Source organism: Flavobacterium esculini (genome assembly GCF_048284325.1).
In the GTDB taxonomy this organism is placed as follows: Bacteria; Bacteroidota; Bacteroidia; order Flavobacteriales; family Flavobacteriaceae; genus Flavobacterium.
Genome location: NZ_JBLVPI010000006.1, coordinates 127,794 through 152,612, shown reverse-complemented (window position 1 = coordinate 152,612; position 24,819 = coordinate 127,794). Strand labels below are relative to the sequence as shown.

Sequence of the window (24,819 nt, the reverse complement as noted above, 5' to 3'; positions counted from 1 at the left end):
TTATTCCGTAAATTTAAGATAGTTGTCTACTAAATGGATTAAGGATCTATCTGCGAGGTTATTACTGCTGAGTGAAATAAAATTAGCAGCTAAATTATTTCCTGAATTATCTTTAAACGATAAGGTCCCAGGTGTGCTACTTATTTCAACATAAGTTTTATCCCCACGAGTATTTTTTCTTAATGTTTCATACAGCCCAGTAACAAGTCCGTCACTTGAAGCTGTCTTATTAGATATGATATGGTAACGGATAAAATCAGCAATCAAATCTCTTTCTCCCTGATTTGTTGTAGCTGGATTAGCAGGAAGTATTCCAGCCGTTACTGCTCTTGCAATAGCTGCAGTATTGGGCACTATAAAAGTATAAGAGGTACCTAAATCAACTCCCTCAATTTTACCAGTACTTGCGGTATATATGGAAGAATTTAGTAGATATAGATAAAAGTTATTAAATTGTGTATTACTGGCTGCTAAACGCTTAATTACCAAACCTTGTAACTCCTCCGAATATTGAGGTAGATTATCTACATAATAAGCTATTCCATTTTGTTGCACTTCTTTTCCCGTAACATTAACAGCAGTAGCACCAGGAATAACATTACCTGCTGCGTAAATTTTGTTATTGCTCCATTTTATATATTCACCCGGAAGATCACTATCTCCCGTACGAATAATTCCTGAAGTAGTGGCAATATTATTTAACTCCCCATTAGGTGTATAAACGATACAATTGTAAAAAAGTCTTAATAATCTATTTCTAGCATTACTTCCTGTTATAGTTGCTCCATTTGCTGGAGAAACATAAACCCAATACAAACGGTTAGCATCATATTCATAACCTAGGCTTCTCAATATAGCATCCGATGGCAAGAAAATCGTAAATTTTTTATTTATATTGCTAATCATTTCCTTGTAACCTGAACCGTCATTATATATTCTAGTTGCAAAACTATACTTTGGATCTAAATAAGCCGAAGTATATACACTATAAAATAAATTTGATTTTTGAACTATGTTAGAACCATAAAAAAATCCGTTACTTAAAACTTTTTTATCGGTGATATTACTATTAAAATCAAATCTTAAATCCTCTTTTAAACCATTAATAAAATTTCCTTTTATACTTGGCCACACCGCACCTTGCACCATGTGCGCATTTATCAAATCTTGAAAAACATATCTAGGCAGTTTATCAAGCGAAGGGTAATTCTTAAGCAAAATAGTGTTTTTAAAAGTTTCAAAAGCAGCATTTTCAGGCACAATCATAGTATAAGCATCAGCTTGACCATCATTATCTTCTGCTTTTAAATAATTCTCATTATTAGGTGCAAATACTAAAGAAGGATCATAGACCTTAACGAAAACATCATCAGATTTTCCACTATAATTACGATAAGTGGTTGTAGCAGTTTGATTAAAAACATAACTAACTAAATTATCTTCTATAATTTTACGAAAAACACTGTAATTACTATTTTGTTCCAGATACTGATCTATATTCTCTAATGGAAGATTTACTTTATCTAACTCATGAATAAATCCATTTTCGGCAATAACATCCGCCTCAATTACTTTTGAATCTAAAACATTAAATCCTGAATATTCTTTATTAGGATAGAAATAATTATAATCATAAGAGCTTAAACCTTTAGCTATAAAATATTCCTTTGTAAAATAAGTAACATACTTATTGTTATTATCTCCAGAAACATAACTGAAAGAACCATTACGGTTAGAACCTACTATCACTTTTGGTTGACCGTTTATCGTTTTAGTCAGAAATCCATCATAAAATGCTGTTCTTCTTCGAAACGCATTATCTAATACCCATCCTTTTGATGATTGATAATCTGAAAGCTGCCCTTCTCGAAACGCATTATACACAAGAGCATATCTTACAATCTTAGCAGCTGTAGCTGAATCAATGGCTGTCACGTTTGAAATTCCTTTTTCTTGAAAGAATTTTGTAAACGCCTCATCATTAGGAGCCAGCATAGTCCAATATCCTGCTTTGCTCAAAATATCTTTGTAACCCGCTTTTCCTATTAAAGCAGTCAGGTTGCTGAAATTGCCACGTGCTTCGAGTCGTTGATAAATAGGAGCTTCAAGTCCTTCTGGACGCGCATAGTACTCGTCAAATACGTCTTGACTACAACTGGCTAAAAGAGCCAGAAACGGAAGGACAAGTAAATAGTAGTGTATTTTTTTCTTCATTATAGATTAACTTATAAAATTGTGAACAAACATTTATATTTTTTTTAACTCTTTTTACGAATATTTAACATTTTCAAATTTATGAGTTCACCTTACCACATCTATCCTGTTCTATCCTGTTTTTTTATGTTATATAAAAAAAAGCTAATTAAATATTAATTTCATAATCTATTAACTGTTATTTTAACAATATGAAAACCCTTGTGTTCATTAGGATTTTGACTATTCTTCCTATTAAGTTTTAAGCGTAAAAACAACACTTAAACAATTTAACATCTATTTTGCAATTCGGAAATTTAACATATAAATAGAGTAATTATAGATTTTAAATTTTTCCTAAAAGTGAAAAAATAAATTTAATAAGATTTTTACCCTCTTATTGAGTATATTTGTCAAAACGACCTTTATAAAGATAAGGGCTTTCCAACTTGTTCTCTAAAATTATGTAAATCAAGTTGCTTATCGTCTTTCTAAAAAACCTTAAATAAAACATCAAACTGTTACATCTAATCAATTATCATTTTTTAATTGAACTCCTATAAATTAGCAGACAGAAATAAACACTTAAATTTTATAATACAACAAGGGTCATGGAGGTTCTATTCAAGGACAAGAATATTTAAAGTCTCTCAGACGTTTTTAGTGCATAAAAAGGTTGAGAATTTATTGCACAAGAAAAAGGAAGAATAGCTATACCCTTAAGGAGGCATAAAAAGTATTGTTTTCGAGAATACACAAAATACAAATACATTTGAAAGTCACACTTCGGGAACTTTATTATATAAATTAAAATTTAGATTACAAAAGTCATTTATGATAATTTTTGACATGAGTTGTTCCCAAAAAGAAGTCAACCTTAAAATAGCCAATGGTATCGAACCACTCAAAGACAGCATGTATTTTTTAAATCTGTTGGGACTTTTAATTAAATGATTTTAAAACTCAAAGTTAAAACCTTTCAGAGTCAGTTTTTCGTAAATTTCTGGATCAAATTTATACAATTGTGCTGCTCGATGTGAAACATCTTGTTGTTTTTCATCTAAAGCAACTAGTAATTTCATGTGTAAAATTTTTCTGCGAAAATTTGATTTGTCTAATTCGATTCCTAATATTTCTTCGTAAAGATGCATTAATTGTAATAATGTAAATTTCTCGGGTAAAAGATTAAAGCCAATGGGAGCCTTACGTACCCGATTGCGTAATTGCATCAAGCTAAAGTCCAAAATATCATTGTGGTCAAAAATTAAATTTGGTATGTCGTTAATTTTATACCATTTAGCTTCCTTTAGGGTAAGACTGGCTTTTATATTATAATCTTCTCGGTTTACCAATGTGTAGTAGGCAATGGTTACGACTCTTCTTCCGGGTACACGATTTGGATCTCCAAAAGCTTTCAGTTGCTCTAAATAGATGTTGTCAAGACTAGTTAGTTCATACAATATTCGTTGAGCAGCGTAATCAGCACTTTCCTCTTTTCGTAACCAACCTCCAAGAAGCCCCCATTTTCCTATACTTTCTCCTTCTGCATGTTGTACTAAAAGAACTTCAAGACTTTCTTTGTTAAATCCAAATATTACACAATCAATGGTGATTCCATCAATATCTTGAATACTATTAGTTTTGGTATTGTTTTTAGACGATGGAAATGTCATTTATTGATTTTATAAGCGATTGTCAAAACTCGAAATTGAACCCTTTTTGAGTTAGTTTTTCATAAATTTTGGCATCAAATTTATACAACTTTGCTGCTCTATGGGAAACATCTTGTTGCTTTTCATCCAAAGCAAGCAGTAACTTCATGTGCAATATTTTTCTACGAAAATTAGATTTATCCATTTCTACTCCCAAAACCTCCTCATAAAGATGCATGAGTTCCAATAACGTAAATTTTTCGGGTAAAAGATTAAAACCGATAGGAGCCTGACGTACCCGGTTACGCAATTGTTCTAAGCTGTAACCTAAAATTTCATTATGGTCATAAATCAAATCCGGTATTTCATTAATTTTATACCATTTTGCATCAGATGCAGTAAAACCAGCCTTTACATTATAATCCGCTCTTTTAATCAAAGCATAATACCCAATTGTAATAACCCTTCTTAACGGGAAACGATCTGGATCTCCAAAAGCTTTCAATTGCTCTAAGAATATATTATCTAATCCTGTAAGTTCTCCCAACAATCGATGGGCAGCATTATCAATACTTTCTTTCTTTTTTATCCAACCTCCCGGAAGCCCCCATTTTCCTTTACTGATACCCTCAGCATGTTGCACCAAAAGAACTTCTAAAATTCCGTTGTCAAAACCAAATATCACACAGTCAATCGTAATTGCATTCATCGCTGATTGCTCTACAATTTTTAAGGAATCAGTATCGGTATTTTTTTCAACCATTGTTTAGAAATTTGAATGAAATATAGAAAAAAATTAAAAAATGAGATTTATTTTCTTTCTGTGTTTTATGAGCTGAATGCTTTTTTTGTAAATATTTAAAAAAATAACAGAATTATTAGCACATTATTTTTTAAAAACTCATTTGCAGTTAAAATTAAAAAAAAATAATTTTTATCAGATATCACTGTCCTTATACGATGCAAATGTATAATAATACCCTCAATTAATTATCAATTACAAATTTTTAAACATAAAATAGTGTTAATATAAAAAAAATGTTTTACACTTGTAGTCAAATTTACCATAAGCATATGGTTAATTTGACTACAAGTTTTAAAAAGTAAACATAAACAACAATACAACCCCTTAAAAACAAGTAATATGTATTTTTTAGGAATAGATTTAGGAAGCTCTTCGATAAAACTATCGGTATTTGATCCCGAAAAAGGAATTACTGTTGGTTCAGTAACTGTTCCGGAATTTGAGATGGATATTATTGCGCCTAAATTTGGCTGGGCTGAACAAGATCCTAATTCTTGGTGGCAAAATGTTAAGAATGGTATACAAATTTTAGGAACAAAACAGCATATCGATTTAAAACAAATAGCAGGAATTGGTATAGCCTATCAAATGCATGGTTTGGTTTTAACCGATGAAAAATTGAATCCTGTGCGTCCTTCGATTATTTGGTGCGACAGCAGAGCTGCAATCATAGGTAGTGAGACATACAATCGTATGGGACCGGAATACTGCCAACAACAAATTCTGGGAAGTCCGGGGAATTTTACAGCTTCTAAATTAAAATGGGTTCAAACCAATGAACCAGAAATTTTTGAAAAAGCGACCTACATGATGCTTCCAGGCGATTTTATAGCCGCAAAACTTTCAGGTATTCCACAAATCAGCACTTCTGGATTATCAGAAGCCGCTTTATGGAATTTTTCAAAAGGAAGTTTAGCTACCGAAATACTTCAAGAGATGGGACTTCCAGAAAAAATCATTCCTGAAATCGTACCCAATTTTGGATACCAAGCCACAGTTCATCCTGATATAGCTTTAGAATTAGGTCTTGATAAAAACACTAAAATAACGTATCGAGCTGGAGATCAACCTAACAATGCATTATCGTTAAATGTATTAAAACCGGGAGAAATAGCTACAACAGCAGGAACTTCAGCAGTAATTTATGCGGTAAGCGACAAAGACATCTATGACAAAGAAAACCGCATTAATACGTTCTTGCATGTAAATAATACGGAATCTCAAAAAAATAATGGGGTGATGCTTTGCATTAACGGTTCGGGTATTTTGTACCAATGGTTACGAAAAATCATGTCTGTTGACAAAGCAAATCTAATAGCATATGACACGCTTAATGCTGAAGCCGCAAAAGCTGAAGTAGGAAGCAAAGGCCTTCGCTTCTACCCTTTCGGGAATGGTGTAGAACGTATTTTCAATAACAAGAATGCCACTTCAGGGATTCAGAATTTAAATTTTAACATCCACCAGTCCGGACACCTCGTTAGATCAGCTTGTGAGGGAATTGTGTTTGCCATGAATTACGGTTTTGATGTCATGAAATCCGTAGGAGCATCTGGAGATATTGTCAGAGCAGGGAATGCCAACTTGTTTTTAAGCCCTGTTTTCAGAGAAATTTTTACCAATACAACACAAACCACTTTAGAACTCTACAACACTTCCGGAGCCGAAGGTGCAGCACGCGGCGCAGCCTATGGTTTTGGATTTTATGCTTCCCTTGATGAAGCTTTTAAAGGGTTGAAATGCATCGAACGAATTGAACCCAATCATTCGCTGACTTCACAATATCAAGACCAATATCAAGAATGGAAAAATCATATTAAACTAGAACAATAATGAATACAACTAAACAATCTTATTTCAAAAACATCAATACCATAAAATTTGAAGGTAGAGAAAGTGATAATCCTCTTGCTTTCAAATGGTATGACGAAAACCGTGTGGTTGCAGGAAAGACATTAAAAGAACATTTACGTTTCTCTATGGCATACTGGCATACACTATGTAATACTGGAGGAGATCCATTTGGCGCTGGAACAGAAACCTTTTCTTGGAACAAAAATGAAAATGCAATTCTGAGAGCCAAAGACAAAATGGATGCAGCTTTTGAATTCATGAGCAAACTAGGATTACCTTATTATTGTTTTCATGATTTAGATATCGTAGACGAAGCACCAACCTTGGCAGAATTTGAGAATCGGGTGCAAACTATGGTGGAATATGCCAAACAAAAGCAACAAGAATCTGGGATAAAACTGTTGTGGGGAACTTCAAACCTATTCAGTAATCCTCGTTATATGAATGGCGCTTCAACCAATCCTAACTTTGATGTTGTTGCTTATGCAGGTGCTCAGGCTAAAATTGCTATTGATGCAACTATTGCTTTAAGCGGTGAGAATTATGTTTTCTGGGGAGGTCGTGAAGGATACATGAGCCTTTTGAATACCGATATGAAAAGAGAATTAGATCACATGGGTCAATTCTTGACTACCTGTAAAGATTATGCTCGTAAAGAAGGTTTCAAAGGAACTTTCCTTATTGAACCAAAACCGATGGAGCCTATGAAACATCAATATGATTTTGATGCAGCCACTACTCTAGGGTTCCTTAATAAATACGGACTTCAAGATGATTTCAAATTGAACTTGGAAGTAAATCACGCTACTCTAGCAGGTCATACTTTCGAACATGAATTACAAGTTGCAGTAGATGCCGGAATGTTAGGAAGTATTGATGCGAATCGTGGTGATTATCAAAATGGCTGGGATACCGATCAATTCCCTGTCAATGTTTATGAAATTACTCAAGCCATGTTAGTCATTTTAGAAGGTGGTGGAATTCAAGGTGGTGGAATCAACTTTGATGCAAAAGTACGCAGAAACTCTACCGATTTAGAAGATAAATTCATTGCACACATTTCTGGAATGGATGTTTTTGCCCGAGGTCTTATCTATGCAGATCATATTTTACAAAAAACAAATTATAAAAATCTACGCGAACAGCGTTACGGATCATTTGACAGTGGCAACGGTGCTAAGTATGAAAAAGGAGAACTCTCTTTAGAAGCACTTAGCGAAATAGCACGTGCAAATGGAGAACCTCAACAAATAAGTGGAAAACAAGAATTATTTGAACAAATTATTGCCAACGCATATTAGTCTATTAAAATTACCATTAACTAACCAAATTAATCAATTCTTAATTATTATGAAAAGAAAATATTGTACATCGACAATGCTTCCCTTTTGTATGGCGCTACTATTCAGTGTATTTATGCTGCAATCAGGTTTTGCACAACAGCGATCTCTTACCGTAAGCGGAAAGATAACATCTAGTAACGACGGCATGGGCATTCCCGGAGCAAGTGTTGTAGTAGAAGGCACCAATAAAGGCGCCACAACAGACTTTGACGGTAAATATCAAATTAACGCAGAATCCGATGCTGTATTAAAAATCAGCTATATGGGTTTTAAAACACAACGAATATCGGTAAAAAACCAGTCAGTAGTGAACGTTAGCATGCAAGTGGAATCAGCAGATCTTAAAGAGGTTGTTGTAATTGGATATGGTTCTCAGAAGAAAAAAGTTTCCACAGCAGCGACTTCGTTAGTAACTGGAAAAGACATCCAACAAGTTGCCAGTCTTGATGTTGTTAATGCCTTACAAGGACAAAGTTCCGGGGTATCCATCACATCAACTTCCGGACAACCGGGAGCTGGTATGGTAGTAAATATTCGTGGTGTAGGGACCGCAGGAAACAGTTCTCCTCTTTATGTTGTGGATGGAGTTGTTGTAGACAACGGTATCGGATATTTAGATCCTTCTTCTATTGAAAGAGTCGATATCCTTAAAGATGCCTCAGCAGCATCAATTTATGGAGCCAGAGCTGCCAACGGAGTTATATTAGTAACTACTAAAAAAGGTAAAGATGGCAAAATGAATGTATCCCTGAACAGCTATACTGGATACCAGCAGATTGCCAAAAAATTAGACATGCTAAATTCAAATGAATATGGTGTTATCATGAATGAGGCGCGAGTAAATTCTGGTTTTACACCTTTGTATTCTGCATCGCAAATAGCGGCACTTCCTAACCACGATTGGCAAAACGATTTATTCAATAACGGAGCTGCAAAACAAAATCACTCCTTAATGATTACAGGTGGTGATAAAAAATCTACCATCGCTACAGGTTTATCGTATTATGGACAAGAAGGTCTTATTGGTAGTCAAACGAACCAGTCACAATACGATCGTATCACTTTCAATGTGAACACCACATCTGATGTTATAGAAAATCATTTGAAAATTGGAGAAAATTTCTCTTTTGCCAATATCAAAAGTAATGGGGTTTCTGACCAAGGTCTTTACAATAATAGTATCAGAAGTTTTTTAAACGCATCTCCATTAGACGCTGCTTATAATGCTGATGGAAGTTTTGCCACTTCAATTATTGCTGCTGATGTTTTCAATCCGGTAGCTTCTCTATATCATAATAATTTTAAAGAAGATAAAATAAATCGATATGTAGGAAATATTTTTGCGGAAGCAAAATTCATGAAAAATTTCACGTTCAAAACTAGCTTTGGAGTGGATATGTCGGATAGTTCTTATCGTTCTTTTAGACCCGTATATAATGAAACGCTTTTTGACAATAATCTTATCTCAAGTGCTACCCAAAGCTCTAATAAAAGTTTAGGATGGTTATGGGAAAACACTTTACAATATAAAGCTTCTATCAATGACATCCATCATTTTGATGTATTATTAGGAACTTCTGCTAAGTCAAATACTTCCGAAAGTATGGGTGCTACGGGTAAAAATTTAACTTTCAATGATTTCACCCATGCCTATTTAAGCAATGCAACAGATAAGACATCAAACACTGTAAATGGAGAAAGATATGATTATAGACTTCAATCTTATTTTGGGAGATTATTATACGATTATGACAATAAATACTTATTCACGGCAACAATAAGAAGAGACGGTTCTTCTGAATTTGGTTCTAATAATAAATACGCATACTTCCCTGCGGTATCAGCCGGATGGAATGTAGATCGTGAAAATTTCTTTCCAAAAGAAAGTATCATCAAAAACCTTAAAATAAGAGCCAGTTGGGGACAAAACGGTAATGATCAGTTTTCAAAACGATTTGCATACATGTCTACCATAAACTCGTATGATAAAAACTATCATTTTGGAACAGGTGCGAATGAAACATTATACACCGGTTCAAGTCCGGATGCACTTTCTAATCCAGATTTAAAATGGGAAACATCTGAGCAAACTGACTTTGGTTTTGATGCTACATTATTTTCAAACCTTACTTTAACATTCGATTATTATAACAAAACGACCAAAGACTGGTTAGTACAAGCATCTATTCCTGAAATTGCTGGAGCTACGCCTCCATACACTAATGGTGGAGATGTTAATAACAAAGGAATTGAAGTAGGATTAGGCTATAGAACTAATTTTGGGAAAGACTGGTCATTTTCTATAAACGGAAATATATCTCATAATAAAAACGAAGTGCTTCGTGTTGCCAATTCTGAAGGCATAATCCATGGTGATACTAACCTTCTTTTTCAAGGTTTAGATGAAATGAACCGTGTACAAGTGGGACAGCCTATTGGTTATTTTTACGGACTAAAAACAAATGGTATTTTTCAAAATGCAGCCGAAGTTACGGCGGGAGTTCAACCTAATGCAATGCCTGGTGATGTTAAGTTTGTAGACTTAAACGCTGACGGAAAGATTGATGCAAGTGATAAAACTAATATTGGAAATCCAAATCCTGATTTCACGTATGGATTAAACATGGAACTGTCATACAAAGCTTTTGATTTATCTATTTATACCTATGGCGTTTCAGGAAACCAAAATGTTATGGGAATTCGTAGCATCGAACGTCCCTACTCAAATTTCACAACAGCTATCTTGAATCGTTGGACAACAGAGGGAAGTTCTAATTATACTCCAAGAGTTACTTATGGTTCCGATGCAAACGGAAATTACACCAAAATGTCCGATTTATATGTTCAAGACGCAAGCTTCTTTAGAATTAAGTCTGCTACATTAGGTTGTGATTTAACGAAACTAACAAACAAGTTAAACTTCTTTTCGAAATTTAGATTATATGTTGCCGCAAACAATCTATTCACTTTTACCAAGTACAAAGGAATGGATCCAGAAATTGGGTTTGGAAACACAAACCAATCATGGGCAAAAGGGATTGATGTAGGGTACTACCCACAGCCAAGAACCTACATGATGGGACTTAATGTTAACTTCTAATTATCAAAAAAATGAAAAATTATATTAAACTATTTACTGCATCAACCCTATTAATATTAAGTTCTTGCTCGAATGATTTTTTAGACACTACACCTGTAACTGAAAAAGTTTCAGAAAATTTCTATACAACTCCGAAAGATGCCCTTGAAGGACTCGTTTCAATATATGATGTATTGCAACAAGAAGGAGGCTGGGCTGGTTTCCAAATGATTTCAGAAGAAGCTTCAGATAATTGTTTTGGAGGTTTTGGAACTGCTGATGGAATAGCTGTTTTAGACTGGGATCGTTTTAAAAACAATTCCGATCCAGAAATGAATAATGTTGTTTGGCAAACGTGCTACAAAGGAATATACAGAGCCAATATTTTATTAGAAAATTTGGATAAAGTAAATTGGGGAACTGACACTGCACTTAAAACAAAATATGAAGCCGAAGCTCGTTTTTTAAGGGCTCATTTCCATTTTGAATTAGCAAGAGTTTTTGGAGATATCGTTCCACTTGACCATACCATAAGCACAAGTGAATTTAATTCTCCAAGAGTAGCCCCAGAAGTTACCTATGCCTTAATTGCCAATGATTTAAAATTTGCCGCTGCTAATTTAGGTACCGATAATTATTCCCAAGTAGGAAATCCAAATTACGGTCGCGTTACTAAATGGGCTGCAGAAGCTTACATCGCTAAAGCATTTTTATTCTACACGGATTATTATGACAAAACTGATTTGGCAGGTGTAATTACTAAGGCAGAAGCTATAACTAGCATCAACGATGTTGTAAATACTAGTGGCCATGCTTTGATAGCTGATTATTCTCGCCTATGGCTTGCTGCATCACTCGCAAATTATGCAGGTGAAGGGAATACAGAGATGGTTTGGGCCATTCGCTATAACGCAAGTGGAAAAGGAGACTGGAATCTACACGAAGGAAACCGTTTATCCGTATTAATTGCACCACGTGGTGGAAACATAGGACGCTATGCTTATGGTTGGGGTGGACTTCCTGTTACTCCTAGCCTTTATAATGCATACGAAGTTGGAGATACCCGTAGAAATGCTACAATCATCAATTTTGCAGGAGAAGGATTGAATTTTGATCCGGCACCAAATAAAAGAGACCAACGTCAATATACAGGATATGCTTGGAAAAAATATTGTCCGGTTACCAATGAAGCTGGAGTTGCAGACGTAACTGCAAACGGTGGAAATTTCCAAATTGACAATGTCGAAGATTATGCAGTAATACGATTTTCGGATGTATTGCTAATGGCTGCTGAACTTAATCTTGGTACTAATGCCGGTTTTGCAAAAACCTGTCTTGATAACGTTCGTGATCGTGCTTTCCAAAATACGACTCACCGTGTTGCAGCAACTTTACCTAATATCATGAAGGAACGTCAATTAGAACTTGCATTAGAAGGGCAACGCTACTTTGATTTAATCAGACAAAGTATGTCAATAACTAAAACCGCTATTGACAATGTAAATAACAGTGATTCTCAATTTAACGTAACATTTAGAACGGAAACACTAGGTCTATTTGCATTACCTCAGTCACAAATCGTACTTTCTAACGGAGCAATAAAACAAAATCCAGGTTGGTAATAACCTTAAAAATAATGACTATGAAAAATATATTTTTAACATTAGTAGCTATAATTGCAGTCGGTTCGTTATTTTCTTGCGAACCGGTAGAAGACCGTAACAGCCTTCCTGCCATGACTCTTCAGTCCTCAGACCTTAATTATACGGCTGAAGCAAATGGGAATGTCATCAAATTAAAAAACCTAACTCCAAATGTTATCCCCTATTGGAGTTATGTTGATTCAAAAGGAAATGAATTGGGACATTCGAACCTTAATGAATTAACTATTCCAATGCCATTTGCCGGTACTTACACTATTAACTTTTCCGCTTATACAAAAGGCGGTTCAGTAACAGCTACAAAAACGGTAACCATCTTAAAAAATGACCAAACTTTATTTAGTGATCCCAGATGGGCAATGCTTACTAACGGTATAGTTGGAAAAACATGGGTATTTAATATGGTAACAGAAAGTCCATTTGCATTTGTTGGTGGTGGATATATAAACAAGACTGTAGAAGGAGATTGGGCTTGGTATCCAGGCAGTATCAATGACGTTTCTTGGTCAGGTATAGAAAATAAAGATTGGGGAGAAGTTACTTTCGACCTGAACGGTGGTTATAATGTAAAAGTCAAACAAACTTCATTGACTACAGGAAGTACCGTAAAAACTACGAAATCCGGAACGTACAATTTTAGTCTTACAAATGGCTCTACAAATGATAGAATCATATTAAACGGAGGAATAGAAATGCTACATCTTAATGCCTATTATAATGAGACTATGTCAGGATTCTCATTTTCTAATGTTAGATTAATAGAGCTTACTTCAACTTCTTTAAGATACGCTGCAATTCGTAACGACGGGGTACAAGTTGTTATGAATTTAATACCAAAAACTGGTAATTAAACTAAACTGGTTTAGTTCTAAAATAGAATAAAAGTATTGAGACTAAGATTTCTTTAACGGTATCTAATCTCAATACTTTACTCTAATACTAGTATAATAACCTCCTCTTTTTTAACGAAATTTGAAAACGGTTTAAAATAATTTATACTATCGATAAGCACTATTTCCATGTATTTATCGGTAGTTTAAATACATAATTAATTCATCATGAACAAAAAGAAAAATTTCAACCATTTTCAAAAAATACTTATTCTACTTGGGATTATTATCACTTTGGCTCTTAATAGTAACAAAGGCAAAACTGATTTAAATTCCAGAAAAATCAAATTTAATTCTGGTTGGAGTTTTCATTTGAATGACAGCATAAAAGACAAGGATACCATTAATGCTGCTACATCATGGAGAACTTTAAACCTTCCGCACGATTGGAGCATTGAAGGTAAATTTGACGAAAAAAGTCCCGCAGGTTATGGTGGCGGCGCTCTTAATGGTGGATTGGGCTGGTACAAAAAAACATTTAAAGTTGCCACTGCAAATAAGACTAAAACAACTTCAATAATTTTTGACGGGGTTTATAGAAACAGCCAAGTCTGGATTAACGGACATTATCTTGGCAAACGCCCAAATGGGTATATTGGTTTTCAATATGACCTTTCTCCTTATTTAAACTACGGAGATAAAAACAATGAAATCATTGTCAAAGTTGACAATTCAAAACAACCTAATTCGCGTTGGTATTCCGGTTCAGGAATATTTAGAAACGTATGGTTGGAAACAACCGACAAATTACATGTTGAACAATGGGGAACTTATATTACTACCCCAAAAGTAACTTCGAAAAGTGCTTCGGTACATTTAGAAACCACTTTAAAAAATCAATACACGGCTTCAAAAAGCGCTACTATTCTAACTACAATTTTTAAAAATGACACTAAAGTAACTTCGGTTACCCAAAATATAAGCATTGCTGCAAATGTAAATCAAGTTCTAAATCAAGATATTCTTGTAAACAATCCAATTTTATGGTCTGTTGAAAAACCGGAATTGTACACTGCAGTTACAACCATTAGCATAAACAACCAGATTATTGACCAATACAAAACCACTTTTGGAATCAGAAGTTTTAAATTTGATCTGAATAAAGGGTTTATTTTAAATGGAAAACAAGTCAAAATCAAAGGAGTTTGTCTGCATCATGATTTGGGACCCTTGGGATCGGCAATCAATACACGCGCCATCGAACGCCAATTGCAAATCATGAAAGACATGGGAGTAAACGGCATCAGAACTTCTCATAATCCGCCTGCTCCAGAGCTTTTAGACCTTTGTGACAAAATGGGTTTTATTGTTATGGACGAAGCATTTGATATGTGGAAAAAAGCCAAAACCAAATTCGACTACAGCCTTGACTGGGACAAATGGCATACCAAAGATTTACAGGATCAAATTCTTAGGGATCGCAACCATCCAAGTATATTTATGTGGAGTATCGGAAACGAAATTCCAGAACAATGGAGTGAGGAAGGTGTCGTAATTGCCAAAGAATTATCTGCAATCGTAAAAAAATTAGACACCACACGATTAGTGGCTGCCGCCATGAATCCTGCCGTAAATATGAATATTGATGCGGTAACTTTGCAATTTGAAAAGTCTAAAACCTATTTCAATAAATTAGCAACTTCGGGGGCTTTGGATATTATAGGTTATAATTATGCCCATCAAACTTTTGAATACCATCAAAAAAACTTTCCGAATGTTCCTTTCATAGCCACCGAAACCACTTCGGCATTGGAAACCAGAGGGCATTATGAATTTCCTTCCGATACAATCAAAGTATGGCCTGTTCGCTGGGATTTGCCTTTTACAACCGGAAATCCAAACAATACCGTATCCGCATTTGACCAAGTAAGAGCGCCTTGGGGTTCGACCCACGAAGCCACTTGGAAAGTGATAAAAAAATACGATTTCCTTGCAGGAATGTACATCTGGACGGGGTTCGATTATATTGGTGAACCAACTCCTTATGAATGGCCATCGATTAGTTCCTATTTTGGAATAGTAGACTTGGCGGGTTTCCCCAAAGATGTTTATTATATGTACCAAAGTGAATGGACGGACAAAACGGTGCTGCACCTTTTTCCACATTGGAACTGGAAGGAAGGTCAAAACGTAGATGTTTGGGCATATTATAACAATGCCGATGAGGTAGAACTTTTCCTTAACGGAAAATCAGTTGGCATTCGAAGCAAAAAAGGAGGCGATTTACATGTGATGTGGAGAATTCCTTTTCAAGCGGGAACATTAAAAGCTATTTCTCGTAAAAACGGAAAGACAGTTTTAGAAACCGAAATCAAAACAGCTGGAGCTCCTGCCTCTTTAAAACTGTCTCCAGACAGAGCAACCATCAAAGCCGATGGAAATGATTTGTCTTTCGTAACAGTGGATATTACCGATGCAAATGGTGTGCTTTCGCCAAATGCCAATAACGAAATTCAATTTTCATTAAAAGGAAACGGAAAAATTGTAGGTGTTTGCAGCGGTGACCCTGTGAGTCATGAATCCTACAAAGGAACCAAACATACAGCCCTAAACGGAAAATGTTTGGTCGTAATTCAAGCTGGAAATCAAGCTAAAAAACTGGAATTGACTGCCAGTGCCAATGGTTTGAAAAGCAGTGTAACGACAATTAAGGTTCAATAAAAGGAATATAGTTTAGGCTGCTTTTATAAGAGCCTTAGGCTCGACACATTTTGTAGGGATGGACTTTAGTCCGTCCATAATTTAGTCCGGCTATCTTTTATTTTTAAGCTAGTTAAAGGGTAAATCAATTGAAAAATAAAAACAAACAAAAATGAAAAAAACACAACTATCAGTACTATCCATATTCATGGTATTTGGACTTTTTGTGACTCCAAAAGGAGTTGCTCAAATACAAAATGCCGATGTTTTGAACGCACCAATGGATATCAGCAAAGATTTTCAGAATTATCTAAACACGTTTTATTTTGCTGATGAGTTAACCAGTTTTGATCCTGCAACAGGAAAAGGGACTATAAAATATTTGCGTTATAATTATCAAACGCGTCAGGCTTTTAACAATATGATGATGAAGCCAGGTGTTGTTCCTGCCAATGAATTCCCTGCTACCGAGTATGCTGCTTCCCCTGAATTACCTTTCCAAATTCAGTTTGTATCGGATCGTTCCATTCGTATCAAAACGACTTCTGGACCACAATTTCATCCTGAGGCAGCCTCTTTGATGCTTGTTGACGGAGTTGCTCCAAATCATCCGGAATTATGGAAATCTTCTAAAATCGAAGGCGGTTATAAATACACGAGCAAACATGGATCTGTAGAAATTTTGTCAAAACCATGGCACGTAAAAATTTATGACGAAAAAGGTAAGCTATTAACGAGCACACTTCATGATTCTGATTTTAAAAACACGTATACACCAACACTTCCGTTCTCGTTTGTGCGCAGAAGCAGCGATTATTCCAGAAGTATGGGAGCGGCTTTCAGCTTAGAGCCAGACGAAAAGATATTTGGTTGTGGAGAATCATTTACCCAATTCAACAAACGCGGACAAAAAGTGGTTTTATGGACCGATGATGCCAATGGTATCCAAAACGAAACCATGTACAAACCAGTTCCGTTTTATATGAGTAGTCGTGGGTATGGAGTTTTTATGCACCACTCTACTCCTATCACTGTTGATTTTGGGAAATATTTTGGAAGTGCCAATGAAATGTATATTGGCGATGATGAAGCTGATTTGTTTTTCTTCATTGGGGAACCAAAAGAAATACTGGATGAATACACTAATTTGACCGGAAAAGCAGCAATGCCGCCACTTTGGTCATTTGGTTTTTGGATGAGCCGTATCACTTATTTCTCTGAAAAAGAAGGACGTCAAGTTGCCAAAGATTTACGCGCCTATAAAATCCCAACTGATGTAATTCACTTTGACACCGGTTGGTTTGATGTAGACTGGAGAAACAATTATGAGTTTTCTAAAGACCGTTTCCCGGATGCCGTAAAAATGATGTCGGACATGAAAGACGATGGTTTCCATGTATGTTTATGGCAATTGCCTTATTTCTCTCCAAAAAATACGTTGTTCAATGAAATCATGGACAAAAATCTAGCGGTAAGAGACCGTAAAGGTAACCTTCCTTATGAAGATGCAGTTTTAGACTTTTCGAACCCTGCAACAGTGACTTGGTACCAAGCTAAATTAAAACATTTATTTGACCAAGGAGTTTCTGTATTCAAAGTAGATTTTGGAGAAGCTGCACCACCAGACGGAATTTACCATTCAGGTCGTACCGGTTTCTACGAGCACAATTTATACCCATTGCGTTACAACAAAGCCGTTGCCGAAATTACCCAAAAAGAAAAAGGATATACATTAATCTGGGCTAGAAGTACTTGGGCAGGTAGCCAAAGGTACCCATTACATTGGGGTGGCGATGCCGAAACAAGTAATGGTGCAATGTCAGCGGAATTAAGAGGAGGACTTTCATTAGGATTAAGCGGTTTCAGTTTTTGGAGTCATGACGTAGGAGGATTTGCAACCAAATCACCAGAAAATTTATACCGCAGATGGGCACCTTTCGGGATGTTAACTTCACATGTGAGAAGTCATGGTGAGCCTCCGCGCGAACCTTGGTTGTACAGTAAAGATTTCTTGGAAGGATTTAGAAACGCCGATAATATGCGTTACGAATTAATGCCTTATATCTATGCGCAAGCCAAAGAAAGTTCTCAAAAAGGATTGCCGATGATGCGTGCTTTGTTCCTTGAATATCCAAATGACCCGGGAGCTTGGTTGGTTGACAATGAATATTTATTTGGATCCAGTATGTTGGTCGCTCCTTTATTTGAAGAAGTAACCGAAAGAGATGTCTATCTTCCGGAAGGGACTTGGATTGATTACCAAACCAAGCAAGTCTATCAAGGTGGATGGCATAAAATCAAAGCTGCTGCGATTCCAATCGTAGTTTTGGTTAGAGATGGTTCTGCAATTCCTCATATTGCATTGGCACAATCCACAAAAGACATGGACTGGAGTAAATTAACCTTAAAAGTATATGCTACAGATGCTACCAATACAGCGACTGCTAAAATATTCTTACCAGAAACTGACGCCGTACAAACGATTACAGTTTCTAAAAAAGGAAACAATTTTGAAGCAACATCAAATCCATTAACTGGAAAAACCACTTTCAAAACCGAGTGGGTAAAATAAACAAGTTGAGTTAGTTTTAAATCGGGGAGTTAAGAGTTACTTAATTCCCTGATTTATAAAAAAGACAATTAAGAAATAATACGATGATAAAAAGACTGATACTTCCTGTTCTATTACTTTCAGTAGCTATAGGTAACGCTCAAGGCAAAAAAGCAAAATCCTACGAATTGACTTCTCCGGGAGGGCAAAATAAAATCAAATTTGAACTCGTAAATAGCGCTCCAAAATATGCGGTATCTCATGGAAAAACAGAAGTTATCACACCTTCTGATTTGGGTTTTTTATTAAAAAATAATGAAAATTTCAGTTCTAATTTCGAAATTACGGGCGTAAAAAAATCAACTTTCGATGAAACTTGGCAGCAGGTTTGGGGAGAAAAGAAAAACATTAGAAACCATTACAATCAGTTAGTGGTTCAATTGCAACAAAGAAACAAACAAAAACGCAAACTGGAAATTCAGTTCCGTGCTTTCGATGATGGAATTGCCTTTCGTTATGTATATCCGAAACAAGGTACAAAAGACAGTATTTTCATCATGGATGAAAAAACAACTTTCAATCTGAAAGAAGATGGAAAAGCATGGTGGATTCCTGCTTACAAAGAAAATCGGTATGAGTATTTGCATCAAAATTCAAGTATAAATGCGATCGATACCGTTCACACACCGTTGACAATCGAAAGTAAAAGTGGTTTGAAATTGAGTTTTCACGAAGCAAACTTGATTGATTATGCCAGTACAACATTGGTAAACAACACTGGAACACAATTAAAAACAGACTTAGTGCCTTGGGCTGATGGGGTGAAAGTAAGAGTAAAAGACACCTTCACTTCTTCTTGGAGAACTATTCAAATAGCTGAAAAATCTGGGGACTTGATTGATTCTTATTTAATTTTAAATCTTAACGAGCCTAACAAAATGGATAATCCATCGTATGTGAAGCCTTATAAATACTTCGGAATTTGGTGGGCAATGCATATCGGGAAATACACTTTCTGGGAAGGGGATAAGCAAGGGGCAACTACTGCTCATGCAAAAGAATATATTGACTTTACTGCCAAAGAAGGTTTGCATCATTTATTGATTGAAGGTTGGAACAAAGGATGGACGCCTGCTTGGTATGAAAATAAGATGCATATGTTCAGTTTCACTCAAAGTGCCGATAATTTTGACTTGGAAAAAGTTGTTGAGTACGGAAAAGAAAAAGGAGTTGAGCTAATTGGATACCACGAAACGGGTTCAAATTTGATTAACTATATGAAACAAATCGATGCTGGTTTTGCTTTATACAAAAAACTAGGAATCCACACCGTAAAAATTGGTCACGTAGGTTCTAAATTAAATATGAAAGAATGGCACCACGGACAATTTGGAGTGAATTATTTCAGATATGTTTTGCAAAAAGCTGCCGAATATGATTTAGCCGTTTTCTATCACGAACCAATCAAAGACACTGGAGAACGCAGAACTTACCCAAATATGTTGGCTAGAGAAGCGGCTAGAGGTCAAGAATACAACGCTTGGAGCGAAGGAAATCCGCCAAGCCATGTTGTTATCTTGCCATTTACTAGAATGTTATCTGGACCAATGGAATATACGCCTGGAGTTTTGGATGTTGAAATCAAACAAGGATATCCTGGAAAAAGAGTTCACGGAACAACAGCACAGCAATTGGCAATGTATGTAACATTTTATTCGCCTATCCAAATGTTAGCTGACCTTCCTGAAAACTATGCAGTACCAGCTTTCCAATTCCTAAAAGACGTTCCTACTGATTGGGCAGATACCAAAGTATTGAACGCTGAAATTGGACAATACATCACCACCGCTCGAAAAGACAGAAACAGTGAAGATTGGTATTTGGGAAGTATCACCAATGAAAAAGCCAGAGATTTAGCTATTCCATTGACGTTTTTAGATTCGAAAGTTACGTACGAAGCACAAATCTATGCTGATGCCGAAGGTACCGATGAAACACACAATCCATCTGCAGTAGCAATTTCTAAAAAAATAGTAAAGGCTTCAGATGTTTTGAAATTGCATTTAGGTGGTGCCGGTGGAACAGCTATCCGATTCAAAAAATTATAATTTATGATAAATTCAAAGGATTAAAATCTTTTGCTACAACATATTACGTCTACAACAAACTCTTACATCGTCTGTTACAGCAGTAGGCTCGGACAATTTTGTAGGGCTGGACTTTAGTCCAGTTTTTAAAACAAAGGAAAATTTCCAAATGAAAAAAAATTTATTTACCCTAATTTTTCTATTCCTCTTAACCCATATTTCGATATTTGGGCAAGATGTAAATGTCACAAAATCGACAGTTTACCGAACCATAAAAGTCGATTATAATAAATCCGTGGGAGAATTGAACACCATGTTCAAAGAGTGTATTGGAGCAGGAAGAGCCAATGAAGGATTGCGAGCCGATTGGCAGCAACAGTTGGCTATGGCAAAAAAAGAATGCGATTTCAAATACATTCGAATGCATGGTTTATTGTCTGATGATATGGCCGTTTACCGAGAAGATAATAAAGGAAATCCGGAATACAATTACCAATATATTGACGCTTTATATGATTTTCTTTTGAGCATCAAGATGAAACCATTCGTGGAATTAGGTTTTATGCCTTCAGCATTGGCGAGTGGAAATCAAACCATTTTTTGGTGGAAAGGCAATGTAACACCCCCAAAAGATTATAAAAAATGGGAAGACTTAATTCGTAATCTAACCCAGCATTTTACAGAACGCTATGGAGCCGATGAAGTGAAAACTTGGTATTTCGAGGTTTGGAACGAACCCAACTTATCACCAGGTTTTTGGACAGGTACTCAGGCCGAATATTTCAAATTGTATCAATATACCGCAAAAGCCATCAAAAGTGTAAATGCAGCGTACAAAGTGGGTGGCCCTGCTACAGCTGGAGCCGCTTGGGTTCCTGAAACGGTCGAATTTTGCAGTAAAAACAATGTGCCGTTGGATTTTATTTCAACACATACTTATGGTGTAAAGCAAGGATTTTTAGATGAATTCGGAACCTCCGGCACCGTTTTGAATAAAGAGGAATCGAGTATAAGCGGAGATATAATTAATTCGCGTAAGCAAATTTCGAACTCGGCTATGCCAAAATTGGAATTGCATTACACGGAATGGAGTTCGTCCTATACACCGGCCGACCCGATTCATGACAGCTACCATTCGGCTGCCTATATTCTTCAAAAACTGAAACAAGTAGGAAACGCTGCAAACTCTATGTCGTATTGGGTTTTTACCGATATTTTCGAAGAAGCGGGTCCGCGATTTACGCCTTTTCATGGAGGATTCGGATTACTGAATACGCAAGGAATCAAGAAACCAGCCTATTTCTCTTATTATTTGCTAAACAAATTAGGAAAAACAGAACTTCAAAATGCCGACACCTCATCTTGGGCAACCAAAAATTCAAAAGGAGATGTACAGTTGCTTTTTTGGGATTTCACCAATACACATCCTGGAGATTCAGTTAACAACCAAAAGTATTATGTACAGGATTTACCATCCAAACCAAAAGAAACTATAAAAATTGAAGTTACTGGGCTCCAAAAAGGAAAATACACTTTAGAAATATATAAAGTGGGCTATAAAGTGAATGATGTTTACACGGATTATTTAGGACTAAATAAACCAAATCAGTTGACTAAACAACAAGTTGATAACCTTAAAAACAAAAATAACGGTGCGCCAATTGCAACAGAAAAAGGAACTATCGATTCAAAAGGAACTTATAGTAAGGATTTTAATATAAATGAAAATGATGTGCTGTTGCTGAATTTTGTAAAGCAATAGTTTAAAAAACCCAAAAAACACCTGTTTATGAAATATAAAATAATCACATTATCCATCACATGTTCAGTAATGCTTTTGGCTGGATTCAATGCGAATTCTCAAATAGTTAAAAATAAAAAACAAACAAAAACGCTAATTGCAAATTCTTTAAGCACTAAATACGATGCCGAAATTGACAAGTTGATTTCAAAAATGACCCTTGAAGAAAAAATAGGCATGCTACATGGCAACAGTATGTTTTCAACCGGTGGCGTAAAACGCTTGGGTATTCCAGAATTGAAAATGGCAGATGGTCCATTAGGCGTTCGTGAAGAAATCTCTCGTGATAATTGGTCAGCAGCAGGTTGGGACAACGATTTTGCAACATACTATCCCGCTGGTGGAGGTTTGGCTGCAACTTGGAATACTGATTTAGCCTATACATTTGGTAATAGTTTAGGTCAGGAACTCCGTGCCAGAGACAAAGATATGTTACTGTCCCCTGCGATTAATATTGTCAGAACACCACTTGGAGGCAGAACGTATGAATACATGTCAGAAGATCCGTTTTTGAACAAAAAAATTGCAGTGCCATTAATTGTTGGTTTACAAGACAATGATGTGATGGCTTGCGTAAAACACTTTGCTGCAAACAATCAAGAAACCAATCGTGATTTTGTTGATGTACAGATTGACGAACGCACCCTTCGCGAAATATATTTACCAGCATTTGAAGCGTCTATAAAAGAGGCTCACGCTTACAGTGTCATGGGAGCTTATAACAAGTTTAGAGGCGAATATTTATGTGAAAACGATTATATGTTAAACAAAATATTGCGTGATGAATGGGGTTTTAAAGGTGTCGTAGTTTCAGATTGGGCGGCTGTTCATACTACTGTGAAAACGTTGAAAAATGGATTGGATATTGAAATGGGAACTCCAAAACCGTTCAACGAATTTTTCTTGGCCGATAAATTAATCGCAGCAACTAAGGCTGGCGAAATTTCAGAAGCCGAAATCAACATTCATGTAAAACGAATATTAGGAACCTTATTTCAAGTAAAAGCAATCGGAGCTAAAGACCGTTCAAAAGGCAGCATTGCAACCGAAGCACATTATCAAGATGCCTACAAAATTGCATCGGAAGCTGTAGTTTTATTAAAAAATGAAAACAACGCTTTGCCATTAAAATTGGATGGCGTAAAATCTATTGCTGTTATTGGAAACAATGCAACTAAGAAAAATGCTTTGGGCGGATTTGGCGCAGGAGTTAAAACCAAGAGAGAGATTACGCCTTTGGAAGGTTTAAAAAACAGATTGCCAAGTTCCATCAAAATCAATTATGCCGAAGGCTATTTAGAGCGTTATGAAGTAAAAAATAAAGGAAATCTAGGAGATATTACCATGAATGGTCCGGTAACAATTGACCAATTGGATCCTGCTAAATTAGAGGAAGCTATAGAAGTTGCTAAAAATTCAGATGTAGCCATTGTTTTTGCAGGTTCAAACCGTGATTATGAAACGGAAGCTTCTGATCGTAGAAACTTGAATCTCCCTTTCGGGCAAGAGGAATTGATTAAAAAAATAGTTGCCGTTAATTCAAAAACCATTGTGGTTTTGATTGCCGGAGCTCCTTTTGACATTGAAGAAATAAAAAACAAAACATCGGCTTTGGTTTGGAGTTGGTTCAATGGTTCCGAAGGTGGAAACGCCTTGGCAGATGTAATATTAGGAACAGTAAATCCTTCTGGAAAATTGCCTTGGACAATGCCTAAAAACATTATGGATTCACCAGCACATGCTACAAACAGTTTTCCTGGCGACAAAACGGTCAACTATACCGAAGGAATTCTGGTAGGATACCGTTGGTTTGACACTAAAAAAACAGAGCCTCTTTATCCTTTTGGATACGGATTATCCTACACCTCTTTTACTTTCGACAATGCTAAAACAGACAAAAAAGGATACAGTGTGAACGAAACGATTACAGTTTCAGTAACCGTTAAAAATACTGGAAAAGTGGATGGTAAAGAAGTAGTACAATTGTATACTTCTAAATCGGATTCGAAAATTACCCGTGCTGCCCAAGAATTAAAAGGCTTCCAAAAAGTATTGGTTGCTGCTGGGAATTCTCAAACCATCACAATTCAGGTTCCAGTAAAAGAATTGGCATACTATAATGTTGCCACTAAAAAATGGACTGTTGAGCCCGGAAATTATACTTTAAAATTAGGAAGCTCTTCTCGTGATATTAAAAAAGAAGTTGTGGTAACTATCAAATAAGAATCAACCTAACACTAATTATTTTCTTCTTTATTTAAAA

13 protein-coding genes are annotated in these 24,819 nt (G+C 35.8%); 10 read left to right on the top strand and 3 right to left on the bottom strand.

Annotated features, from left to right (window positions below; all coding sequences use genetic code 11):
- From ACNQGG_RS07350 to ACNQGG_RS07340, 3 genes are all read right to left on the bottom strand, one after another.
- The gene (locus ACNQGG_RS07350; protein WP_417962623.1) at positions 1-2,214 is read right to left on the bottom strand and encodes a fasciclin domain-containing protein; all 2,214 of its coding nucleotides are present in this window, start codon (positions 2,212-2,214) and stop codon (positions 1-3) included.
- A 935-nt stretch (positions 2,215-3,149) separates the two neighbouring features.
- Positions 3,150-3,866, bottom strand: a complete 717-nt coding sequence (locus ACNQGG_RS07345; protein ID WP_417962621.1) for an NUDIX hydrolase — start codon at positions 3,864-3,866, stop codon at positions 3,150-3,152.
- A gap of 22 nt (positions 3,867-3,888) precedes the next feature.
- Positions 3,889-4,608 carry an NUDIX hydrolase gene (locus ACNQGG_RS07340; RefSeq protein ID WP_417962619.1) on the bottom strand — a complete coding sequence of 240 codons (720 nt, stop codon included), beginning with the start codon at positions 4,606-4,608 and terminating at the stop codon, positions 3,889-3,891.
- Positions 4,609-4,989: 381 nt separating this feature from the next.
- On the opposite strand from ACNQGG_RS07340, the gene ACNQGG_RS07335 reads away from it, so the two are divergent.
- The 10 genes from ACNQGG_RS07335 to ACNQGG_RS07290 all read left to right on the top strand — a co-directional run bounded on the left by ACNQGG_RS07335 (position 4,990) and on the right by ACNQGG_RS07290 (position 24,779).
- Positions 4,990-6,483 (top strand): xylulokinase, encoded by a 1,494-nt coding sequence (locus ACNQGG_RS07335; RefSeq protein ID WP_417962617.1) that lies wholly within the window; start codon positions 4,990-4,992, stop codon positions 6,481-6,483.
- Complete coding sequence (gene xylA / locus ACNQGG_RS07330; protein ID WP_417962615.1) at positions 6,483-7,805, top strand: xylose isomerase; 1,323 nt, start codon at positions 6,483-6,485, stop codon at positions 7,803-7,805. The genes ACNQGG_RS07335 and xylA overlap by 1 nt, the downstream gene beginning before the upstream one ends.
- A 49-nt stretch (positions 7,806-7,854) precedes the next feature.
- Positions 7,855-10,947 (top strand): SusC/RagA family TonB-linked outer membrane protein, encoded by a 3,093-nt coding sequence (locus ACNQGG_RS07325; protein ID WP_417962613.1) that lies wholly within the window; start codon positions 7,855-7,857, stop codon positions 10,945-10,947.
- 11 nt (positions 10,948-10,958) lie between these two features.
- A complete protein-coding gene (locus ACNQGG_RS07320; RefSeq protein ID WP_417962611.1) occupies positions 10,959-12,548 on the top strand; it encodes a RagB/SusD family nutrient uptake outer membrane protein in 1,590 nt (529 codons plus the stop codon).
- Positions 12,549-12,568: 20 nt separating this feature from the next.
- Positions 12,569-13,438 carry a hypothetical protein gene (locus ACNQGG_RS07315; RefSeq protein WP_417962609.1) on the top strand — a complete coding sequence of 290 codons (870 nt, stop codon included), beginning with the start codon at positions 12,569-12,571 and terminating at the stop codon, positions 13,436-13,438.
- Between the two features lie 207 nt (positions 13,439-13,645).
- On the top strand, positions 13,646-16,138 hold the full coding sequence (locus ACNQGG_RS07310) for a glycoside hydrolase family 2 TIM barrel-domain containing protein (RefSeq protein WP_417962607.1): 2,493 nt from the start codon (positions 13,646-13,648) through the stop codon (positions 16,136-16,138).
- A 151-nt stretch (positions 16,139-16,289) separates the two neighbouring features.
- Positions 16,290-18,689 (top strand): glycoside hydrolase family 31 protein, encoded by a 2,400-nt coding sequence (locus tag ACNQGG_RS07305; RefSeq protein WP_417962606.1) that lies wholly within the window; start codon positions 16,290-16,292, stop codon positions 18,687-18,689.
- Positions 18,690-18,772: 83 nt separating this feature from the next.
- The gene (locus ACNQGG_RS07300) at positions 18,773-20,776 is read left to right on the top strand and encodes a glycoside hydrolase family 97 protein (RefSeq protein WP_417962604.1); all 2,004 of its coding nucleotides are present in this window, start codon (positions 18,773-18,775) and stop codon (positions 20,774-20,776) included.
- A gap of 148 nt (positions 20,777-20,924) precedes the next feature.
- The gene (locus ACNQGG_RS07295) at positions 20,925-22,517 is read left to right on the top strand and encodes a GH39 family glycosyl hydrolase (protein WP_417962602.1); all 1,593 of its coding nucleotides are present in this window, start codon (positions 20,925-20,927) and stop codon (positions 22,515-22,517) included.
- 27 nt (positions 22,518-22,544) lie between these two features.
- Positions 22,545-24,779, top strand: a complete 2,235-nt coding sequence (locus ACNQGG_RS07290) for a glycoside hydrolase family 3 C-terminal domain-containing protein (protein WP_417962600.1) — start codon at positions 22,545-22,547, stop codon at positions 24,777-24,779.
- Positions 24,780-24,819 lie beyond the last annotated feature (40 nt).